The sequence below is a fragment of the Acidobacteriota bacterium genome (assembly GCA_016715115.1).
In the GTDB taxonomy this organism is placed as follows: Bacteria; Acidobacteriota; Blastocatellia; order Pyrinomonadales; family Pyrinomonadaceae; genus JAFDVJ01.
Window position 1 is genome coordinate 26,510 of sequence record JADKBM010000016.1, and the last position, 20,703, is coordinate 47,212.

The window sequence follows — 20,703 nt, forward strand, 5'->3', positions numbered from 1 at the left end:
CCCGCTTACTGCGGAATCTCGCGTCCGCGAAGCGTCGGTTTGGCCGACGGTTTGACGGTCGGCTTGATCGTCGGCCGAGGCGTCTGCGGAGTTACCTGCGTCGGACGCGGCGTCGGCGGAACGTTCGTCGGTCGCGTTACAGGCGTATTCTGTCGGTCAGGCGTCACATCGGTTGCCGGAGTCGCGGTCGGTTCCGGCGACACGGTCGGCGACGGCGACGAATCGACCGTTCCGTTTTGATTCGAGGTGTTCGATTCGTCCGGCGTCGGCGTCGCCGTCACGGTCGGCGAAGCTGACGGCGTCGGCAACGGTGTCGGCGTTTCGGACGGACCGAACAAACTGCCTTTGCCCGAATAGACGTACCAAGCGAGACCGGCGCCGCCCGCGCCGAGAATCATCAGCAGGAACAACGCGATCAACACTCCGATCAGGAATCCCTTCGACGTCTTTTTCTTTTCGGGCGCGGCGGCAACTGCCGCCACCGCCGCCGGACTCGCCGGTTCAGGCTCTGGCTGCGCGAATGATTCGGCCGCCGGCGTCTCCGAAAAACCGCCGTCCGCAAACGGCGAAGCCGGAACCGAAAAATCGCTCGTTTCGGAAAATCCGCCGTACGAACCCGTTTGATCGTTATGCGGAGCCGGTGCCTCGGGCGCGTCCAGATTCACGATCGGCACGGTTGCGTCGGGAAGAAATGTCTCGTTCGCCGCCGCCGGCGCAGAAGGCGTCTCGCCAAAAGACTCGGGCATCTCTGTGAACGGCGCCGGAGCCGGTGTTTCGGTGAACGGCGCCGAAGGTTCCTCAAAAGTCAGGTTCGGCGAGATGAAGACCTCGGTCTTGATATCGGCCTGTTTCGGCGTCGAATCCGGAGCCGCCGGCGCGTCGATGATCGGGCCGTCATAGCGGATCGTCGCGTCAAACTCGGCGGGCTGAACCTCCGCCGGGGCCGGGGTCGACGGTTCCGGCAAATTGACGACCATTCCGAACGGGATGGTTGCCGCGCCCATATCTTCTTTTGAGGCCATTTGCGCTTCGCCGGGAGACGTCTCTACCGGCGCATTCATCACGACGGTCTTCTCGGAAGTCGCCTCGTTCATCCGCGCGAACGCCTCGCGGAGTGCTTTTTGCATCGATCGCGCATCAGCGAAACGCTGGTCCTGGCTAACCGCCATTCCCTTCTGGATCACTTCCGAGACCGAAGCCGGAACTTCCGGATTGATCTGGCTTATCGGCCGAAGCGGATCGGGTCTCCCACTCAGAACGGCGTCGGCCCGCTGGGTCGCATCCGGCGGGACAACGTTCGTCAAAAGAAAGTAGAGCGTCGCGGAGAACGAAAAAATATCGCTTCGCGGGTTGGTTTCGGCGCCGCGGATCTGCTCAAGCGGCGCGTAGGGCTTGGCGAAACCCGCAGATCCCGCGCCGCCCTCAAGTTTCGCAACTCCCTTTCGGGACAGCCCGAAATCGAGCAAAACGACGTTGTTGTTTTCCGTCAGTTTGAGATTTTGCGGCTTGATGTCGCGATGGACGATCGCCGGCTCGTTCGAGTGAAGATAAACGAGCGCGTCGAGCAATTGGTCGGCCCAGAACATCACCCAACTCAGCGGAAACGGCGTTTGCGTCGTTGCGAGGCGTTTTGACAGGTCGTCGCCGGCAACATGATCCATCACGAGAAACTGTTCGCCGTTCTCGACGAAATGGTCGGAAACCTTCGGCAGCGCTTGGTGTCGCAGACGCCCGAGCGCACGCGCCTCGTTTTCGAAACCGCCGCCGAGAACGTCGTCGCCGGCAAAATAGGTGCGCTTGATCACCACCGGACCGCCGACGCGCTGATCTATCGCGAGATAAACCTCGCCCATTCCGCCCTGGCCGATCATCTGGCCGACAAGATATCGGTTCTGCAGTAAAGTGTTTTGTGCTAATGGTGTCATATGATTCGCCGCAAACGGTTCTCTGAAATTTGCCAATCAAAAGAATTATAAGGAATTTCCGCGAAAAATCACTATGGCGCGGCGCGCGTTTTCGAATTTCCCGCCGGAGGCGGCTGATCTTTGTGTTGCCAACACCGTCCGCCGCCTTTGACGCGGCGTGTGCACGACGTCCCTTTCTTGGTCAAAGCGCCGCAAAACTCGGCTGATTCCTCGGTTGGCTCCGGAGTGGGACGCGTCCGCTCGCCGAAGTTTGCGATGTTTCGATTCGCCGGGGACGGTGTTTGGTCCGCGGCGACGTTCGAGTTTCGGTTCGCGTTTCGGACGGGCGCGGGCTTGCTGAACGCGGCCGGTGGCGGCGCGCTTGCCGCCTTGAAGTAAGTTCCGACGCCGAAGAGTCCGATCATCGCCATCACGCCGGCGAGGACCGTCGGTAGCCAGTCCTCGACGAAGAACTCGGTTTGGCAAACATCGCAGAATCGGCGGCTGTTCGAGAAATTCCATTCGACACGTTCGATTTTTTCGCCGCAATTGCAGCAAAAATTGGGTTTATAGATCACTGAGGTTCCCCTTTTTCTATTCGAGGCGTTGAGTCGGCGGTAATGTGACGGAACCGCCGTAAATTCGTTTGAGTTGGATTATAGTCCAATTCGGCCTGGTTGTTAAAGAGTCCTTTGACAAATCGCTCCGCAGTTTGACGTTGCGCGTAAGGCGTCACAAGGTCCGACCTATCGGGTTCGCCCCGGAGACGTTGCGTTCTTTGGGATCTCCGCACGGTGCAACTCCTGATCGGCGATGAATCATCTGCATTTCGTGCAAAGTTCGCCAAGATCGCAGAGTTTTGGATCGGCCGCTTGCGTGATCGGGAGCATTGAAAGAACACTTGGGAGGAAACGAGTATTCCGGATTCCAGATATTCCAGCATTCCAGTATTCCAGGAGCCTGTCGGAAAAAGGCCGTTTGGGAATCTTCAAGCGTGCGGAGCACCACGTGAAGCGGAGCGGAACGTGGTGTCAACCACGAACAATTCAATTCAGCGTGTGTAACACGCTCGTCGGGATTTTCCGCGGCTGACACGCCGACCTGTGTTCATTCGCAGACTACCAACTCAACTACTTTGAAATCACTGTCTTCCGGAAAGATAAGTTTGATAACTGTTCCGGAAACCACTCGGGAAACGCAGTATGGTTGGTTCTTCGAAGCCCCCGAATCTGGATCCCAGAATCAGGGTTGATCCCCGGCAAACCCGCCGGGCCTGACACCGAAGGCAGAATTGAAACAGCGATCGACGAAACATCGTAAAACCAATTCGGCGCGGCGGTGCAACCAGGCTTCGGAAATCGGCGTCTGATTAGTAAAATTTCGTGTATGTTTCGCAAACTTTTATTCTTTCTACCATTTACGTTGTTCCTGTGCGCCGGCATCGCGTTCGCGCAGGACGATGAGCCGATCACGGTCGATTCCTCGATCGTCCGGCTGAACGTCGGCGTCGTCGACCGCCAGGGGCGCCCGATCACCAGTCTCTCAAAAGACAATTTCGCGATCTTTGAGGACGGCGTCAAACAGTCGATCTCGCGTTTCGAGCCGACCGTCGCGCCGTTCTCGGTCGTGATGATCCTTGATATGTCGGGTTCGACGCTCGGGTTTCGCGAAACGATCCGGCAGTCGGCATATCGCTTCGTCGACGCGCTCGCGCCCGACGACCGGGTCGCGGTCATTGAATTTTACGACAAGGTCAATCTCCGCAACGATTTCACGACCGACCGAAAGACGATCGGAAATTCGATCGGCGTCGCCAACGGGCGCGGAAAGACGCAGCTTTACAAGGCGCTCGATTTCTCGCTCGAAAAGCTCAAGGGCGAGGGAAAACGCCGGAAGGCGATCATCGTTCTGACCGATGGAGTCGACACTGCGGCCCGCGACATCGATCGTGATTTTCTGCAGAGGGTGAACGAAAAGGATCTGAGTGCGGCGATCAAACCCGAGGCGAGCGATTTGCTCGTTCGCGTCCTCGGCAAGTCGGACGTTCAGGGCGTGACGATCTATCCTCTCGCGCTGCCGACCGGAGACCCTTTCAAACTGGCCGATCCGACGCCGATCCAGATCGCGATGTTCTCGGCCGCGCGCCAGCGCCTGCAGATAATGGCCGACCGCACCGGCGGACGGCTCAACACGATCAACCGACTCGAAGAAATGGGCCGTCTCTACGCCGCCGTCGCCGCCGAACTTCGGACGCTCTACACGATCGAATATCAGTCGACCAACGAAAAGCGCGACGGCAAATGGCGCACCATCCGCCTCGACGTCGACAACGCGGAACTGATCTCAAGAACCCGGCCCGGATATTTCGCGAAATAAGAGCAAAGAGCAAGTGCAAAGTGCATAGTGCGGAGTGCATAGTGCATAGTGCAGAGTGCATAGTGCAGAGTGCGGAGTGCATAGTCCGGAAAAAAACAAGTGTCGGGACTTTCCATTTTGCACTCTGCACTCCGCACCTTGCACTATGCACTATGCACTATGCACTCTGCACTATGCACTTGCACTCTGCACTATGCACTCTGCACTATGCACTCTGCTTGCACTCTGCTTGCACTCTGCACTCTCCCCCACTTTGCTTGACACATAATCGCCCGAATTAGTATTCTCTTCATTCGCCTTTGTGCACCCGTAGCTCAGCTGGATAGAGTACTTGACTACGAATCAAGGGGTCGCATGTTCGAATCATGCCGGGTGTACCATTTCAACTTCAATAAACAGAACGTTTAAGCAACCGCAAAGGCAGGCCCGAAAGCCTGCCTTTTGTGTTTGGTGCAACATAGGTGCGCCGACGTCGGCCCCGAGCTATTCGCCGAACGGGAGAAGATCGCGGCCTGAGATGACGTTGCCTTCGCTGTCCGTGATCACGCGCGGTGTCCGAGATGGTCTTCGGTCAGATAGCGTGTCGTCGGATTCGTCACCGGAACCTGCGTGTTAGAGTATTCCGCGACGAGCTTTCCCACGGAATAGACGAAAACAGTCGTCTCCGAAACTCCCTGGGTGTTCCAGGTGATCTTCTTGACGCGTTTTCCCTCGCCGTCATAAAATTATCGCCCGATCGTCTGGCCTGCGGCGTTCTTTATCTCGTGCTGTTTGTTCTCGCCGTTGAAGATGACGGTTCGGTTGTCGCCGTCGGTGGCCAGATTTCCGTTTTTGTCGTTGCGAAAGTTTTGATTGGCGGCAATGAACCGGTTCGTCGCCGGATCGATCGTCGGCGTCGTGAATGTCTGAACCACGCCAATCGATGGATTCAGTGCCGTGCTGTTGCCGTACCGATCTCCTGAGACCAATGCGTCGGCTTCGGCGCGATTGGTCCCGGTCGACTCAAGATTCGCGGTTCAACCAGCCGCGCGAGCGGCGGCATAGTTTAGCCGTGGCGCGTAAGCCCACGGTAACGTCGCGCGAACTCGTCCCCGAGCCGCGGCAGCGGCGGCACATCGCGCTCGGGAATTGGGATCTGCGAATACGGATTTTGCCCAATTCGGATGCGACGGATCGCGAAATGCCCGAGGGGAAACCATTTGGAATCGTCGAAACTCGGGATGTTGTGACCTTGGAATCGACGGAATCCTCCAAATCGGCAATTCAAAATCCAAAATGTACCGTGTCGTCGCTCTGCGACTCGGGCGTCCTTTTTGATCAATACCGTGGGTTTACGCGCCACGGCTAAAGTCTGCCGCCGCTCTGCGGCTGGTTGACGGGCGAGTTCGGGCTGGCGCTGCCGGAAGAGTTGTGGTTCGGGTCGCGGCGGGAGCTTGGGGGCATCAAAACTGTACAGCCAAACTTGTTTCCTGTATCTTAAAAAGTATCCCCGAATGCTTGATTTTGTGAGGTTTTTGAAGATGAAGTCGTTAAGTTTCGCCGCGATCGCGGCCGTTTGCCTTTTCTTGTTTTCCGGTCTTGCCGTGGCTCAGAAATTGAAGGCCGAAGAGATCATCGCCAAACATTTGGCAGCCGTCGGTTCCGCTGAAAAACGTGCGGTCAAGAACCGTGTCGTGATCGGCACCGCCGAATATGAGATCGAAGCCTCGGGCGGGATGAAGATCAGCGGCCAGAGCGTCCTTGCCTTTGAAGGCGACAAATCGGCGTTCGCGATGGCGTTCCAGAATCCCAAATATCCGCAGGACAAGATGGGCTACAACGGAAAGAAAGTGACCGTCGGATTCACTCTGCCGGGCGAGCGGTCGGCTTTGGGCCGCTACATTTTCAGTTTCGGCGACCCGTTCTCGGAAGGACTTTTCGGCGGCGTCCTTTCTCCGACGTGGGCACTTTACGATCTCGCGGCCAGAAAGGCAAAGGTCGAATCCGAAGGCACGAAAAAGATCGACGACCGCGAAACCTACGTCCTTTCTTACTCGCCGAAAGGCGGTTCCGACCTGACGATCCGGATCTACATCGACCAAGAGACCTTCCGGCACGTCAGAACGGAATATCGCAAGATCATATCCGCGCAGCAGGGGCGAACCGCGGATTCTTCGGCCCGACAGCGCGAGGCGCGTTATTTTCTGACCGAGGATTTCTCCGATTTCAAGAAAGAGGACGGCTTAGATCTGCCGCACGCAATGAAGATCACGCTGCTTACCGATGCGATGAGCGGTGCGCAGACGGCGATCTGGAAGCTGGCATTCAACCAGTATTTCATCAATCAAAAGCTGGAACCCGCAACGTTCGTGATCGAATGACGGTGTTTCAAATCTGAATTGAACGGGCGTGTCTGTCGCGCCCGTTTTTATGTTCGTACGGTTGCGGGTTGCCGCGTCGAGGGATTCGGTAATGTAAATTTTTGACAAAAGCGGTCGAAGTCCGTAGTTTCGTGTAAGGCCGATGAAGACGTTTTCGAAGATATGTTTCATTCTGTTCGCCGTGTCGGTGCCGTTTCTGTTTTATGGCTTCGGCGTTGAAACCTTGCGGGCGGCGGCAACGGTTTCGCTTCGCGATCCGCGTTGGACGTCGTTTTTGGCGGGAGCCGCGATCTTCGTTCCGTGTTATTTCCTCCTGCGGCCGCTGATCCATTCGATCTGGAGCTGGATTGAAACGTTCGAACACGAATTGACCCATTTGCTGATCGGACTTCTGTTTCTGAAAATGCCCGTCGGCTTTCGCGTCAGCGCCCACGGGGGCGGCGAGGTGAAACACGTCGGCTGGGGAACGACCGGTCAGACCTGGGTCACGCTTGCGCCGTACTTTTTCCCGACGGTTTCGATCTTCGTCGTTGTCGTTGCCTGGTTTGCAGGAATGAGTTCGAACTACCTGCTCGGAGCGCTCGGCTGGGCGACCGCCTTTCACCTCGTTTCAAGCTGGAGCGAAACGAGTTTTCGCCAACCCGATCTGAAGAAAGCCGGAATCCTGAAAACGCTTCTGATCTTGCCGGTGATGAACCTCATCTGCTACGGCGCCGTCATCGCCTTCGTCGCCGGCGGCGGTGAACGGTTCTCGGAGTTTTGGATAAACGGCATCAGGCATTCGTGGAAATTATTGACGGGCATTTGGATCCGATGACTTTTGTTGCAGCGCGGATTCATGCGCCCGATCCATCCGAGCCCGCCCTTCTTCCGTCTACCCCTTTTTCACTTTACCGTCACAAACTCCGTCGCCGTCCGTCCGAACGTCTCGGGGGAATACATTTCCTCGGCCTTCGCCGGAGGCACGATGAATTCGCCCGGAGTCGTAGCGCGCACAATGTAGGTGTAATCCCAGATTCCAGGCCAGAGCATCGACCTGAAAACTTCGGCACGGTCGTCGCGCAGATTCTGATGGTCGAACCAACGGCCGCGCGGATTTTCGGGCTCAGGCGGCAGGCGCTCGCTCGTCAGCAGTTCGGGATTGACGATCTCGAAACCGGCCGGCAGATGATCGACCAGCGCAACGTGATTGCCCGGCTTCGGTGCGACCAACCGCAGCCGGACGCGAACGCGCGCGCCGGCCCGGATCGTCCAGCTTCGGTCGGCGTTTCGAATGACATCCGCCGGATCGTCGATCGGGGAATAACCGCGCTCGACCGTGAAGCCGTAATCGGCCGACTCGAGTCGCGCGTTCTTCGGCGCGTATCTCAAACCGATCCGATAATAAAGTCGTCCGGTCCCCTGCCGGTCGAGTATAAGTTCCGGCGTTCCTTGCCGCAAAACCTCGCTCATCGGAACCTTCACCAAACCTGAATCCGCCGAACGGCCGGCAAAGCTCCGCTCGCCGACAAAGGACCCACCGAACCAGATGCGTGCTTTCAGATCGGGAACGTCTTTTTCAAACTCCTTGAAATAACGGTCGAGGGCGAGCAACGCAAACGCGTTTTCCTGTGTGTTCCGCCAACGCCCGCGAACGCGACCATCGAGAAGCCCGCGGACGAGTTTCGGCAACAGGTCGTCGGTCGTTGCCGAGCGCGTTCTGATCAGCGCTTCAAGTACGATCCCGTCCGTCCGACGATTCGACGAAAGCAGTTCATACTCGCCATCGCGATTTCCCGAAACGAAGTTTGCCCGACCGGCCGTTTCGACGACCCGATTGAGCAGTACGCGGCGCATCTCCCTGACCGTCTTCGCCGATTCCCTGTCTTCGGCCAATATCGGCAGCAGCCACGCGATCGTTTCCGGCGAAAGCGTTTCGATCTTTGATTCCGCAACCAATCGGCGCGCCTTTTTCAAATCGCGGTCGCCGAGAAGATCACGCACGTAAAGGGCGTACGCCGACAACGTCCAGCCGATCGGATTTCCATAGTATTGGCGTGACCGCGCCTCAATGTTCTTCAGAAAATCACCGGCGCGATCGAGCATTTTCGGAGGAACCGCAAAACCCTTCTCCCGCGCGCGGGCCAAGGCGTGAGTCACGTGAACGGAGACGTATGGAATCGAGTCGCCGGTTGCGGACCAGAAGTTGAAACCGCCGTCCGCGTGCTGAAGTTTTCTGATTTTTTCGATATCGACATTCATTCGGGCGTCAAGCTCACCTTTCGGAGGCAGACCGTCGGCCTTGAACGCCGCGAGCACATCGCGGAGCGCCGCAGTGCTCAGCATTCGGGACGAAACCTGCTCCGAACACTCGAACGGATAAGCGTGCAAATAGATGAATGCGTCGGTCAATTCCTGGAGTTGCGTTGTCGAAGTCGTTATCTCGAGCCCGCCATAATCGGGCCAGACATCCGGGGGCGCCGACACTTTTTGAGAAAGAGCGCCGTTCTTATCGCTCGTCCCGTAGGTTGCGAAAGCCTCGGTCGTCGCCGGCGTCAGAACCGGAAACGCGAACTCCGCGGCGTCGGCAAGTTCGCCCGCGACCGCGCCAACCTGAAAACGGGCGAGTCCGGTCGAATCGGTCGTTACCGGAAACCGCAATTCGACGCGATCGTTCGCCGAAACCGCGACGCGACGCCCGATTCCGTTCGTCAACCTGGCGTTCGAAGCGCGGACAGCCACATTCACGGTCAGCGTTTCGTTCGTCTGATTCTGAAGAACGACCGGCAGTTCGGCTCGGTCTCCGTAATTCATAAACCGAGGCGCCGACGGTCGGACCATCAGGCGCTGACTCGCGGTGATCGCCGATTCGGTCTTGCCGAACTGTTTCGCGTTCGTCACGGCGACGGCCGTGATCCGGTAACGGGTCAGGTTGTCGGGCAACTTGATTGGAACCGTCGCCCGACCGTCGCGATCCGTCCGGACCGTCGGTGAAAACAGCGCGAGCGCGTCGAAGTTCCGGCGGATCCGAATCGGCTCCGGAGCGTTCGGCGGACGCTGGAGGTTCGCAAGGATCTCGAGCCGGCGAAACGGCGAGTCCGATTCGCGCCCGTTTCGCAGGTCGTAAAGACCGAAACTGATCCCGTCGCCATCCCCGTCGCCGCTCCCGTTGCCGCTCCCAAACCCGTAACCGTTGCCGACACCCGCACCACGGCCGTCACTTCGAAATCCCAGCTTCGACGCGTCGGTAAGATCCCAAGGGTCGGCCAGCGAGATCGAACCACGCGAGTAATGGCTTGAAACGCGTTGCTCGACATCGCCGTAGAATTCACCGATCGGATCCGGGATGCGATAATCGGTAAGCGCCAGAATGCTTTCGTCCACGGCGACCACCGCGACCTCCGTATTCCCCGCGGGCCGTCCCTGAGAATCCTTCACCGCGACATCGATCTCCGTCTCGCCGCCCGGAGCGAGGCCGCGCGATCTTGGTTCGGCCGTGACAGTCAGAGTGCGGGTTTTTGTCGAAACCCCAAGGCTCAGTTCTCCGGTCGCGAACGCCGGCCGCGTCGGCAGTTTCTTGTCCCGCTCGTCCTCGAAATAGACGCGGGCGGCCGAGCCGAAAAGATCGACCTGAAGATGGAAATTCGAAACCAGCCCTTCGTCGATCGGGACTTTCAAGACCGTCGAAGCTTCGTTGAGCGTAAAACGCTCCGTTCGAACGATGCCGCGGCGGCGAATCGTGATCACGCCTTCTGCCGGATAAAACGGCGCGTTCAGGAGTATTTCTGCAGTATCGCCGGGCGCATACAACTTCTTGGCAGGAATCAGTTCGACCGTCTCCTGCGATACATCGCGCGAGATCTCGGACTTTCCGCCGCCAACCCACATTTGCGATTTGGTGACGTTTTTCCGGCGCTTGGAATCGTAAACCGTTGCGGTGAACTCGAACCGGCCGCCGCGGCTCGCATTGAAATCGCAGACGGCGGCGCTTTCCCGTGAGCGAGTCTCGCAGACTTCGGTCGAAACCGTGACATCCTTCCATTCGCCCTTGATCTGTTCCCAATCCTTGAGTTCGGCGACGAGCGTCAGCGGAACACCCGCGACCGCTTCTCCGCCGATGTCCGTAACTATCGTTTCGACCTTGAAACTCTGGTTCGGAAGGACAAAGGCCGTCTCGGTGCGGACGCCGACGTAAAGATCCGATGGATGAACGAGCATCGTCGTCGACGCCGCAAGCGTCTGGCGGTTGACGTCGGAAACGCGAGCTTCGGCGGTGACCGTGTAGGGCCGCGCCTCGTCCGCGCTCAGAAAGTCGAGCGCCAAACGGTGCTTCCCGTTCGCATCGGTCTTGCCCGAAAATGTCTTCGTCTTTGTCGTTTCGAAGCGGTTCGACCTCCAACGCTGCCACCACGGCACGAATTCCCCGAACGTGAAGCCTTCGCGGTTTGGCGGCGAAAACTCCGCCGGCGTCGCCTTGACGGTCCAAACGGTGTCGGCGTTCTTGAGAGCTCCGCCGGCATAGTATTTCGCCTCGACCGACGCGATCGCCGATTGATCGAGCAAGTAAGGGGCCGGCGAGTCGTTTTTCGCGGTGACCTCGAATTCGGGCCGCCGAAACTCCTGGATCTGAAATCGATGCTCGAAAACAGACGACTCGATCTCATTTTCGGCGCTGAATTTCAGGGTTTGGTATCCGAGGTTGACGTTTTCGGGAAGATCGATCCTCAAGTCGAACGCGCCGAACTTGTTGACATCGGCTCGGCCCTTCGCGATCTCGTTGCCGAGAGGATCTCGCAATGCGTAGTCGACATTCGTGACGCTTTCATTCAGACCGTCGATGTCCGGCGCGACGCCGGCAGTGAAACGGCGCAAATATCCTTTCAGCGAAACGGTTTCGCCGGGACGGTACATCGCCCGGTCATCGAACACGAACCAACGCAATTGATTGCGGGAGTCAGTGTTGCGCCATTGCCGATTGTTGAAATACGAATCGGTTGCAAAAAGAACAGCGGAATCTCCGCCGCGCTTTGCGATCAACCAATCGCCCGTCGCGTTCACGGACGGAAGCGCGATCGTCGCAAGCCCGTTTTCGGCCGATTTCGCCGTCTGCCCGGTCGAAAGCGCAATTTCGACGTCTGCGAGCGGTTTTCCGGATTTCAGATCGCTCGCGTAGAGCGTTAGACGTGCCGGATCGACAAAACCATCGACCCCGATCTTCGTCGACTGGACCCAGACGACGACACGCTGTTCAGCCGTGTCTTCGGGATCGCTCTCCGGCTCGACAACGAGGATCAAATGATGGTTTCCAGCCGCGAATCCGGGCGCAAGGTCGATCCTCGCTTCTTTGAACTCGTCCGCCTTTCCCCTGACACCGAGGCGTTTTTCAAAAACCGGCGTCCCGATCTCAGGGGCCTTTGTTGATTCCGTCTCCCGAAGCGATTGGTAAGCACCGAAATCCTCCGGACCGACGGCGTAGATCTTGATCTTCAACCGCTTGTAATTCCGCGCGAATACGGAATAAACCGGCTTCGCGTCAGGGTCGACGGTCAGAAATCCCTGACGCCCGGAATCAGCGAAGATCGCGGGCGTCTCGGGCCCGGTGCGAAACTCAGCCGTAATGTCGGAACCGAGAGTCTGGCCGAAGCTGTCCTTGAGCCGTCCTGAAACCGTGACCCTGTAATTCTGTCGGGGCCGTTTGATGCCGCGCTCAACATCGATCCGGTCGCCATAGATCACGATCTCGGCATCCTCGATCGGCGGTTCGATCCTGACCAGCGATTTGTCGAACGAATCGGGGTCGAGCTGATTCGTGAACCGCATCGAGAAGTCCTGATTCGGACCGCAGATCCGATTGTCTTCCGGCCAGCCGCAAAATGACTTGGCGAGTTTGAATGAGCCGTATGTTTCAAAGCTTCGTGAGAACGGTGAAGACGCCGTGAGCGGTCCTTCGGCCGACGGTGTTTCCGCATCGAAGGTCACAGTCACGAGCGAGTCACGCGGAAACGGCTCGACGGCCCGAAAAACAACAAACCGATCGGGCAATTGGTTGGCGATCCGTTCGGAGAGGTTCTTGTCCGCGGCGATCTCGTCGGACGTTGCGAGTCTCAACCCGATCTTTCGGCCGTCGGCAGTGGCGGTTGTCTTCGCAAGCACGCTCGCGGGCTCGATGCGTTGGTTGAACCGGGCGTAAACAAGCGCCCCGGGCCGAACCCGCGCACCTGTCGGCTGAAAGTCCGTGATTTCCGGCGGCGCGGTCGAAAACGTCCAGGAGACTTCTTTTTCAAGGGGCTCGCCGGCAGCGGACACAGTTCCGGCGGGAACGGTCGCCGTGTATCTCGTCGCCATCGGAAAACGCGTCTCGGGAACGAAAACGATCGTCCTCGTCCCGAGCCACCGCCAGCGCCCGGCGATCTCCGGCGAAAGCCGGACCGGCACAACCTGCGAGGCGACCTCCTGGCTGCCGACCGCGATCATTGGCCGCGAAAACGTGACACTCAATTCGGCGGCAAAAGGAACCGTGCCATTTGGCGCGGTTCGCAGAACGCCAAGTTTTTCCGTCCGCACCGTTTCGGTTGGCGGCACGGCTTCGACCGGCGCGGAATCCATCGGAATCACGCGTCCTGCCTTCGGCGGCGGCAGGCTCTCCGTCGGGACGACGCTTTGCTTCGTATCTGATCCGGGAGATTCAAGCGGCGGCAGGCGCTCAAAGATCGCCAGCGCATCGCCTTCGGCCAACGATTGCACATCGGGCGCTTCGGGCGCGGCGGCCGTCGGGGTTCCGGGTGCCTCGCGAAGGGAAAATACGAGGCCTTTTTCAGGTTCCGGCGTCACGGTTTGGCCCGGGACTGTCGAGACAAATAGATTGGCGAGTATCGAATAGACAAGCAGAAAACTGATCAGGCGTTTGTTCATCATCGTGGCCCTTGAAAAACCCGGGAATATAGCCAGTTAGATGCCGCACAACGTGATTGGTTCTCCCGTTGGAAACAACTTAATCGGGGATTGGATTGAAGATCCTAAAATTCATCGTCGTCGAAGCTGATCCGCTTTCCGGGCGGCGTTTCCCGAAGATCTTCCGTTTCGAGGGGTTCAAGAACAGGATTTCCCTGCGAATCCTTCAGCAGGACTTCGATGCGGCGCTCGGCCTCGTCGAGCCGTTCGCGGCATTCGCGCGTCAGTTTGACGCCGGATTCGAACAACTTAAGACTCTCTTCCAATGGCAGATCGCCATCCTCGAGCTGGCGGACGATCTGTTCGAGTTCCGTGAGTGATGATTCAAAGGATTTTTTCATTTTCGATTTTCGATTTGCGATTTGCGATTTTGCATCAAGCCGTCCGAGATTTGAGTTGATTTCAATTCGCAATAGTTGGTACGGGTGCTTTCAATTCGGAATAGTTGGTAGCTGATAGATAATAGCTGATAGTCTCACTTCTCACTTCTCACTTCCCACCTCTCACTTCCCACCTCTCACTTCTCACTTCCCACTTCTCACTTAAATATATCGTCGATCTTCTTCTTGATGTCGTCGACGCTCTTGACGCCGAGTTTCTCGGCCGCCTTGTTCAATCCTTCCTTGCTCGCCAGCGCGACGAGTTCCTGGCCGATCTTCTCGGCGATCCGTCGGGCGACGACCTCGTCTTTGATCGCGACGACGCGCCAGACATTGCCGTTCTTCTTCATCGTCAGTTCGAACGGGCGATTCTCGATGAGGCTTTTGACCTTGGCCGTTTCGCCTTCGGTCTTGATATCGAGAAACCAACCGGCGCCGACGGCGATCGCCCAGTACGGAACACGTTCGAATTTGTCCGTCTTTTCGCGAATGACGCGCGGCACTTCCTCGCGCGCACGGCGTTTGATCGCCGGCTTGAACTGATCGGCCGCGATCGTCAACCGCGAGACGACCGCTTCCGGGAGATTCTTGCCGTAAAGCTCGACGGCTTTTTCGATAACTTGCGGCAGAAACGAATCGACGACCGAGTCGGTGTCGACCAAATCGTCCATCTGCTTTTGATCGTCCTGCCGCGCGGCTTCGACGAGCAGCGCCAACGAGTATTGCGGCGAGGCTTTGACCCGTTGCCAATAGACATATCCGCTGACCGTCGACACCAAAATGGCGACGGCCAGAAAGATCAAAGTGCCGCGGACTATCCATCCGAAACGGCTCGGACCGGCGGGTTTTTCATCTCGCGGGACGGCCGTTTCGACCGTTTCGACCGTTTCGTTCTCTTTCTCTTCAAGATCAACCGTAAACTGCGACATCAATTCTTCTCCGTCGAAACAACACGCGATAATATTGTGCCATTTGCGAGCCGGATTTGCACGTTTTCATCCGCTGAAACCTGATCTACGGAGGTAACGATCTTGCCGGAACCATTCCTTGCGATCGAGTAGCCGCGGCCGAGGACCTTGAGCGGCGAAAGCGCGTCGAGCGATGCCGATTTGACGTTCAACTCCTTGGCCCGCCATTCCATCAGCTTGGTCATCGCCGCCGCGTGGCGCGTCTTGAGCACCGCGAGACGTGTTTTTTGATCGCCGGTTCGCGCCGCCAAACGGATCGGCGAAAGCCGCGACCGCGCCGATTCGAGCCGAATTTGAGATTCGCGGAGCAATTTCAAGAGCGATTCGCGCAAAGAAACGCCGATCGCCTCGACGCCACGCCGTTGTTCGCGCAAATGCCGGGGAAACTCGCCGAACACAGGCGCGAGTTCGAGGCGTTGAAATGCCGCGCGGGCCTGGATCAGCCGCCGTTCGACAGCGCGAGCGAGCGCGCGTGAACGGTCTTCGATGAAACCTGCGATCTGAACCTCGGATGCGGCGACGATCTCTGCGGCCGCCGACGGGGTCGGTGCGCGATAATCGGCGACATAATCGGCGATCGTCTCGTCGATCTCGTGCCCGACGGCCGAGATCACCGGAATCTCCGAAGCGCGGATGGCACGCGCCAGATGTTCTTCGTTGAAGGCCCAAAGGTCTTCGCGCGATCCGCCGCCGCGGCCGACGATGAGAACGTCGATGCGCGATTTCTCGTCACCGTTTTGGTTGAGCCGGTTCGCGAGTTCGATTCCCTTTCGGATCTCCTCGGCAGCAAATTCGCCCTGTACGCGGGCCGGAATGAGAACGATGCTGACGGACGATGCGCGGCGCGTCAGAACGTTGAAAATGTCGTGAAACGCGGCCCCGTTGGGGCTCGTAACGACGCCGACGCGGCGCGGCAGAAACGGCAGTTTGCGTTTCAGCTTCTGATCGAAAAGGCCTTCTTTGGCGAGTTTCGCGCGGATCTGCTCAAACGCGACGAGCAGCGCGCCTTCTCCGACCGGCTCGAGCGAATCGACGATCAGCTGGTATTCGCCCTTCGGCTCGTAAACCGAAACCCGCCCGCGAACGCGCACCTGCAGTCCGTCGAACGGTCGGAAACGAATCCGGTAGTTCGTGCCCCGAAAGCACGCGGCTTTGATCTGGGAAGAATCGTCGTGAAGCGTGAAATACCAATGGCCCGAATTCGCCGCCGAAAAATTGACGATCTCGCCTTCGAGCCAAACCGATGCGAAACGCCGCTCCAGAACCCCGCGGACTTCGGCGTTGAGTTCCGAAACCGTCAACGGACGACGTTCTTCGTCGTCGAACAATGATTTGAGCAGAGGTTGAGGCATTCTATTGTTTGACTTCCACGACCGATCCGAGCCTGACAAAGGCGTTCTCGCGTTTGATCTTGACTTTAAGACGCGGTGACGCGGTGCGTTTGTCGCCCGGATCGTACAGATTCGAACGAAACGTCACCGAATATGCGGTTCGAAGCTGGAGCACGATGTCGTCGTATGCTTTTTGGATCTCGCCCAGTTGCGAGATCGGATAATAAACGCCGCCGGACACCTGCGCGAGCCTTTCGCCCTCGCCCTCGGCCTTGCTCGTGAGACCCATATAGCGGCTGCGGACGGTGTCGATCGGTTGATTCAGATCCTGCGATCTCGACGCCGCGATCAGCCCCGACGGCACATAAAGCGGATAGATCAGCGCGCCGCTTTCCTGGATCGATCCGACCAGCGCGTCAAACGGCAAAAACGAATGATTATCGTCGCCGTCGGTGAGTACGACGACCGCCGACGGAGCGCCGCGCAACGGGCGCAGGGTCTCGGCGAGAACAAAGGCGACCGCGTCGTAGTAAGAGGTTCCGCCTCCGGCGTCGAAGGTGTCGAGCGATTCGGAGAGCTTCGCTTTGTCCGCGGTGAACGTCGAAAGCTGTTTCACGTCCTCGTTGAAAATGATGATCGCGATCTTGTCGTTCGGGCTCGCCGTCGCAATGAACGCGCGGGCCGCCTTGCGTATGAAATCGACGTAGTTTTCGACGCTGCCCGAAACGTCGAGCAACAGCACCAAATTGAACGGCGCCGTCGTCTGCTCGACCGAAACGATCTCGCGCTCCTCGCCCGCTTCGATCACCTGAAAATCATTTTTCTTCAGATCCGGAACCGCGCGGTTATTGAGGTCCGTGATCCGCGCGAGAACCCGTTTGACATCCGAGTTCACACCGGCGGGCCGCTGGCTCGCCGGGGTGAAGCGCGGTTCGAGTTTGAGCGGCGGCAGCGTCGCCGCGTACTCCCCGAAATACTTCGGACTCGCGCGGCGTATGGCTTCCATCAACAAGCCGTCGCCGCTTCGAATGACGGCTTTCGCGGCATTTGTCAGCGGACGCTCGCGGAGGTCTGACGGAACTTCGCTGGGATTGACGTTCAAAAGGACAATGCCGCGCGCGGTAGTAAAACTCAGAGAGACCGGGTCAGGTTTCTCTTTGTCCGCGTCATCGGCTTTTTTGACGATCGTGCCGGCGATCACGAACCGGCCGGCCGACTTTTCCTTGACCTCGGAAAGCTTTTTGTCGCTCAGGACGCGCGGCCGCGAGGCGGTCCACAAGAAACTGTAGGAAACGTCGTCGAGCGGGACGTCGGTCGCGATCGTTCCCGTCTCCGTCGCCGCCTGAACGACGGCGAAATTCCCCGAAATCCTGATCTCGCCCGCGACCGTCTCGAGTTTCAGACTCACGCGTTCCGGGACTCTGAGCACGATATCGATCCTCTTTTTCGGATCGAGCGGGGTGATCTCGAACCGCGTCCGGCCGTTGGCCGCGGAGGACGCCACCTCACGCTCAACGACGCCGCGAGCCGATGCGGCTTTCAGCATCGACGGCTCGTCTTTGCCGGCCGCTACGACTTCTATGCGTCCGAAGCGATTGACGATTTCGACCGTCGCGCCGTCTCCGACATTGATCTGTTTGACCAACTCCTGCGCGGCAACCGGAACCGTGCCGGCAAGGACAACGACAATGAACAAAAGTAGAATTCGACGCTTTTCTCGCATTAAGGCTTGCTTGTGATCCGGCCGGACTGGATCAGCCGGTCTTGAACGCGCTGTTGCCATTTCGGCTTCGGCTGTTCGGTTTCCTCAAACTGTTCGAGCAGGTCCTGCATCGACTCGCCGCCGGCCTGCCGCGTTTTGAAATAGATCAAGGCGGTAATGATCGACGTGATCGTCGAGATCAAAACGGTGATCGGCGCCCACAGCAATTCGAAGATCCCGGTCGCCAGCGAGCGGCGCATCATTTTCGCGTTTCGATCCGGGTCGTCCGCCGCGACTTCGTTCGCAGCGCCGTCGACGACCGGTCCGCTGAGCCTGACATTCAAACCGTCTTCACGCTTCTCCGAAACGGGCGCGCCCGGGGCAACCGATTCATTCTTCGCCTCAAGTTTGAAAAGTCCCGAGATAACGGCGCCGATGAGCGCGCCGAGAAGGACCGGAACAACGTAATTCAGCAGCGCGGCGGCAAAAACCGTCGAGAACGACCGGCGAACAAGCCGTATCGAACGCCTGAACGCGGCTCGCCCGGTGATTCCTTCCATCATTATCGACGGGGCGACAAGCATCAACAACGCGGAGGCACCGACCCCGACGAACAACCAGACGATCCCGCTGACGGCCCCGCCGACGATGAAACCCGCCGATTGACCGATCAGGTAATATACCGGAACCCCGAATACTCCGCCGGCTATTCCGGCCGGGATCAAAGCTACGATCCATCCGACGAGCGCCAGAAACGTGCTTGCCGTGACCGTAAGCACCAAGGGCCGCAACCGCTGGCGAACCTTCGCGAACGCGGTACGCAACACGATCGGCCGCAGCGGAACGGCAAGTATCTGGGCGACAACCCAGGTGATGACGCCGACCAGGATCGCGGCCGTGAAGATCTGGAGCAAAAACGCCAAAAGTTCCATCACGCCGATACCCAGAGTCGTCAGTGCCGACTCCTTGATCCATTCCACACCGACGGCGAACTTGAACCCGCCGCGGATCGAACCGATTAACAGCGCCGGAATCGAAACAAGGATTCCGATCGCCAGAAACGTCGTCAACCGCTCGCTGAAGATCGTCATCGCGCGATTGAGCAAAGCGCCGATACCTTCGGAACTTGCCTGAAGTCGCGCAGCAAACGCCTGCGCGTCCTGCGGTCGTTCGTCCGGACTCTTCGAAAGTGCCGAATGGACGACCTTTCTGACCTTTCGAGGGATCTTTCGGGCTTCGAGCGGCGGCGGCGGAATCTCTTTGTGCGCGCTCATCACGCTCGTGAAGTCGCCTTCGAACGGCGTTCGGCCGGAGAGCATCTGGTACGTGATCACGCCCAGAGAATAGATGTCCGAACGCGGTGACAGACGCTCGCCCCGGCATTGTTCGGGCGACATATAGAGCGGGGTACCGAGAACGGCGCCGACACGGGTCAGTCCGGCGGACCTTGGCGCCGTGTGTCCCGGATCTGAATCTCCGGACGCTTGTTCGGAGCCGGCCTCGCTGAGGATCTTGGTGCCTTTTGAGTCAAACAACGCCGTACGGTCTTCGCCCGCGTCTTCGATGGGCGTCATAATCGCGGTTCCCTTTTCGTCTTCCGATTCTCTGGCGATCGTTCCGGGTTCTGGACGGACGATGAGGGTCTTGGACTCCGAGACGAGCGTTCCGCCGGCGCCGGCTACGGTTTCACTCCGGTCGGCGAGCGTCGCCGCCGGACCGATCTCTTCGGTCGGGAGGCCGGAGAAGGTGATTCCCGGATCGGGCAGTTCCGAATCGTGCTCTTCGAGCTTGGCGATGCCGAAATCCAGGACTTTCACGGTGTACCCGCCGCGCTGATTCGGTTCGAGCCAGATGTTGTCCGGTTTCAGATCGCGATGAATGATTCCCTGACCGTGCGCTTCGTGGATTGCCGAACATACCTGCTCGATGATGTCGAGTGACCAAGAAAGCGGCAGCTGCTTCTCCTCGTCAAGGATCTCGCCGAGCGTGCATCCGTCGAGATATTCCATCACGAGATACGCCGTCTTCCCCGATCCCATCTCCGCAATGCCGAAATCCGTCACGTCGACGACGTTCGGATGCCGCAAACGCCCCGCGGCGCGCGCTTCGCGCCGGAAACGTTCGACGAACTCTTCGCGCTCCATATACTGCTGGACTATGACTTTGACAGCGACGGGCCGCTCGGTTCCAAGGTGCGTGGCCAGATAAACCGTCCCCATCCCACCTTTTCCGAGTTGGCTTTCGATCTTGTATTTGCCGTCAACGACTTGTCCGATAAGGCTGGCGAAATTCATTTTTCTTTCCCGAAACTCTACTCGTTTTCCGATGCTCAATGCAAGCTTTTACGCAACGGGTGAAGTATTTGTTGCGCGACTTGGCGCTCCTTCCAACGAATCAAACCGCAAACCGTAGAAATAGGTTCGTCGTTTCGCTGTTTCCGCCGGTTCGGTCAGTTTCGGCGGAAAACCCGGTCAGCATAACCCCGCCCACTGCAGGCTCTTCACCGTCCGCAAAAGATCGGGTCTTCCGCGTGATTCGCGGGACCGGATTTCTATTCGCGCAGATTCGCGAAGATTCGCGGGCAAGCCGGATCTTCGCGCAAAGTCCGCCAAGATCGAAAAGAAAGAGAATTCTCAAGATTAGCGCGCGTGATCTCGGTTAGTCCGCGGATCGGTCCGTCTTCGTCTCCCGGAAAGCGAAAAGGGCGCGGGACCGTTTCGTCGATCCCGCGCCCCCGAAATGTTGCATTCCG

General features: G+C 58.4%; 12 protein-coding genes and 1 tRNA gene. 4 read left to right on the forward strand and 9 right to left on the reverse strand.

Annotated features, from left to right (window positions below; all coding sequences use genetic code 11):
* Positions 1–5: 5 nt before the first annotated feature.
* Together IPN69_17880 and IPN69_17885 are read right to left on the reverse strand one after the other, a co-directional pair.
* Positions 6–1,925 carry a protein kinase gene (locus IPN69_17880; GenBank protein ID MBK8812583.1) on the reverse strand — a complete coding sequence of 640 codons (1,920 nt, stop codon included), beginning with the start codon at positions 1,923–1,925 and terminating at the stop codon, positions 6–8.
* Between the two features lie 71 nt (positions 1,926–1,996).
* The gene (locus IPN69_17885; protein ID MBK8812584.1) at positions 1,997–2,482 is read right to left on the reverse strand and encodes a hypothetical protein; all 486 of its coding nucleotides are present in this window, start codon (positions 2,480–2,482) and stop codon (positions 1,997–1,999) included.
* Positions 2,483–3,290: 808 nt separating this feature from the next.
* Here IPN69_17885 and IPN69_17890 point away from each other — a divergent pair.
* Positions 3,291–4,280 carry a VWA domain-containing protein gene (locus IPN69_17890; GenBank protein MBK8812585.1) on the forward strand — a complete coding sequence of 330 codons (990 nt, stop codon included), beginning with the start codon at positions 3,291–3,293 and terminating at the stop codon, positions 4,278–4,280.
* A 303-nt stretch (positions 4,281–4,583) separates the two neighbouring features.
* Positions 4,584–4,660: transfer RNA gene (locus IPN69_17895), tRNA-Arg, on the forward strand.
* 345 nt (positions 4,661–5,005) lie between these two features.
* Here IPN69_17895 and IPN69_17900 read toward each other — a convergent pair.
* A complete protein-coding gene (locus IPN69_17900) occupies positions 5,006–5,248 on the reverse strand; it encodes a hypothetical protein (protein ID MBK8812586.1) in 243 nt (80 codons plus the stop codon).
* Positions 5,249–5,800: 552 nt separating this feature from the next.
* Between IPN69_17900 and IPN69_17905 the strand changes: the two genes are divergently transcribed.
* Positions 5,801–6,640, forward strand: coding sequence for a hypothetical protein (locus IPN69_17905; GenBank protein MBK8812587.1), 840 nt, complete (start codon positions 5,801–5,803; stop codon positions 6,638–6,640).
* Between the two features lie 142 nt (positions 6,641–6,782).
* A complete protein-coding gene (locus IPN69_17910; protein MBK8812588.1) occupies positions 6,783–7,457 on the forward strand; it encodes a hypothetical protein in 675 nt (224 codons plus the stop codon).
* 68 nt (positions 7,458–7,525) lie between these two features.
* On the opposite strand, the gene IPN69_17915 is transcribed toward IPN69_17910, so the two are convergent.
* The 6 genes from IPN69_17915 to IPN69_17940 form a co-directional block, all read right to left on the reverse strand.
* The gene (locus IPN69_17915) at positions 7,526–13,534 is read right to left on the reverse strand and encodes an Ig-like domain-containing protein (GenBank protein MBK8812589.1); all 6,009 of its coding nucleotides are present in this window, start codon (positions 13,532–13,534) and stop codon (positions 7,526–7,528) included.
* 101 nt (positions 13,535–13,635) lie between these two features.
* Positions 13,636–13,911: an exodeoxyribonuclease VII small subunit gene (gene xseB, locus IPN69_17920; GenBank protein ID MBK8812590.1), complete on the reverse strand. Its 276-nt coding sequence runs from the start codon at positions 13,909–13,911 to the stop codon at positions 13,636–13,638.
* Between the two features lie 197 nt (positions 13,912–14,108).
* Entirely contained in the window at positions 14,109–14,879 is a 771-nt protein-coding gene (locus tag IPN69_17925) for a hypothetical protein (GenBank protein MBK8812591.1), read from the reverse strand.
* A complete protein-coding gene (gene xseA / locus IPN69_17930) occupies positions 14,879–16,270 on the reverse strand; it encodes an exodeoxyribonuclease VII large subunit (GenBank protein ID MBK8812592.1) in 1,392 nt (463 codons plus the stop codon). Before xseA ends, IPN69_17925 begins: the two co-directional genes overlap by 1 nt.
* Before the next feature lies 1 nt (position 16,271).
* Positions 16,272–17,945, reverse strand: a complete 1,674-nt coding sequence (locus IPN69_17935) for a VWA domain-containing protein (GenBank protein ID MBK8812593.1) — start codon at positions 17,943–17,945, stop codon at positions 16,272–16,274.
* Between the two features lie 26 nt (positions 17,946–17,971).
* The gene (locus tag IPN69_17940; protein ID MBK8812594.1) at positions 17,972–20,245 is read right to left on the reverse strand and encodes a protein kinase; all 2,274 of its coding nucleotides are present in this window, start codon (positions 20,243–20,245) and stop codon (positions 17,972–17,974) included.
* Positions 20,246–20,703 lie beyond the last annotated feature (458 nt).

Bases quoted from the DNA above. Each gene is read 5' to 3' on its own strand.
- IPN69_17880 (MBK8812583.1), bottom strand. From the start codon at position 1,925: ATGACACCATTAGCACAAAACACTTTACTGCAGAACCGATATCTTGTC.
- IPN69_17890 (MBK8812585.1), top strand. From the start codon at position 3,291: ATGTTTCGCAAACTTTTATTCTTTCTACCATTTACGTTGTTCCTGTGC.
- IPN69_17905 (MBK8812587.1), top strand. From the start codon at position 5,801: ATGAAGTCGTTAAGTTTCGCCGCGATCGCGGCCGTTTGCCTTTTCTTG.
- IPN69_17910 (MBK8812588.1), top strand. From the start codon at position 6,783: ATGAAGACGTTTTCGAAGATATGTTTCATTCTGTTCGCCGTGTCGGTG.
- IPN69_17915 (MBK8812589.1), bottom strand. From the start codon at position 13,534: ATGATGAACAAACGCCTGATCAGTTTTCTGCTTGTCTATTCGATACTC.
- xseB (MBK8812590.1), bottom strand. From the start codon at position 13,911: ATGAAAAAATCCTTTGAATCATCACTCACGGAACTCGAACAGATCGTC.
- IPN69_17925 (MBK8812591.1), bottom strand. From the start codon at position 14,879: ATGTCGCAGTTTACGGTTGATCTTGAAGAGAAAGAGAACGAAACGGTC.
- xseA (MBK8812592.1), bottom strand. From the start codon at position 16,270: ATGCCTCAACCTCTGCTCAAATCATTGTTCGACGACGAAGAACGTCGT.
- IPN69_17940 (MBK8812594.1), bottom strand. From the start codon at position 20,245: ATGAATTTCGCCAGCCTTATCGGACAAGTCGTTGACGGCAAATACAAG.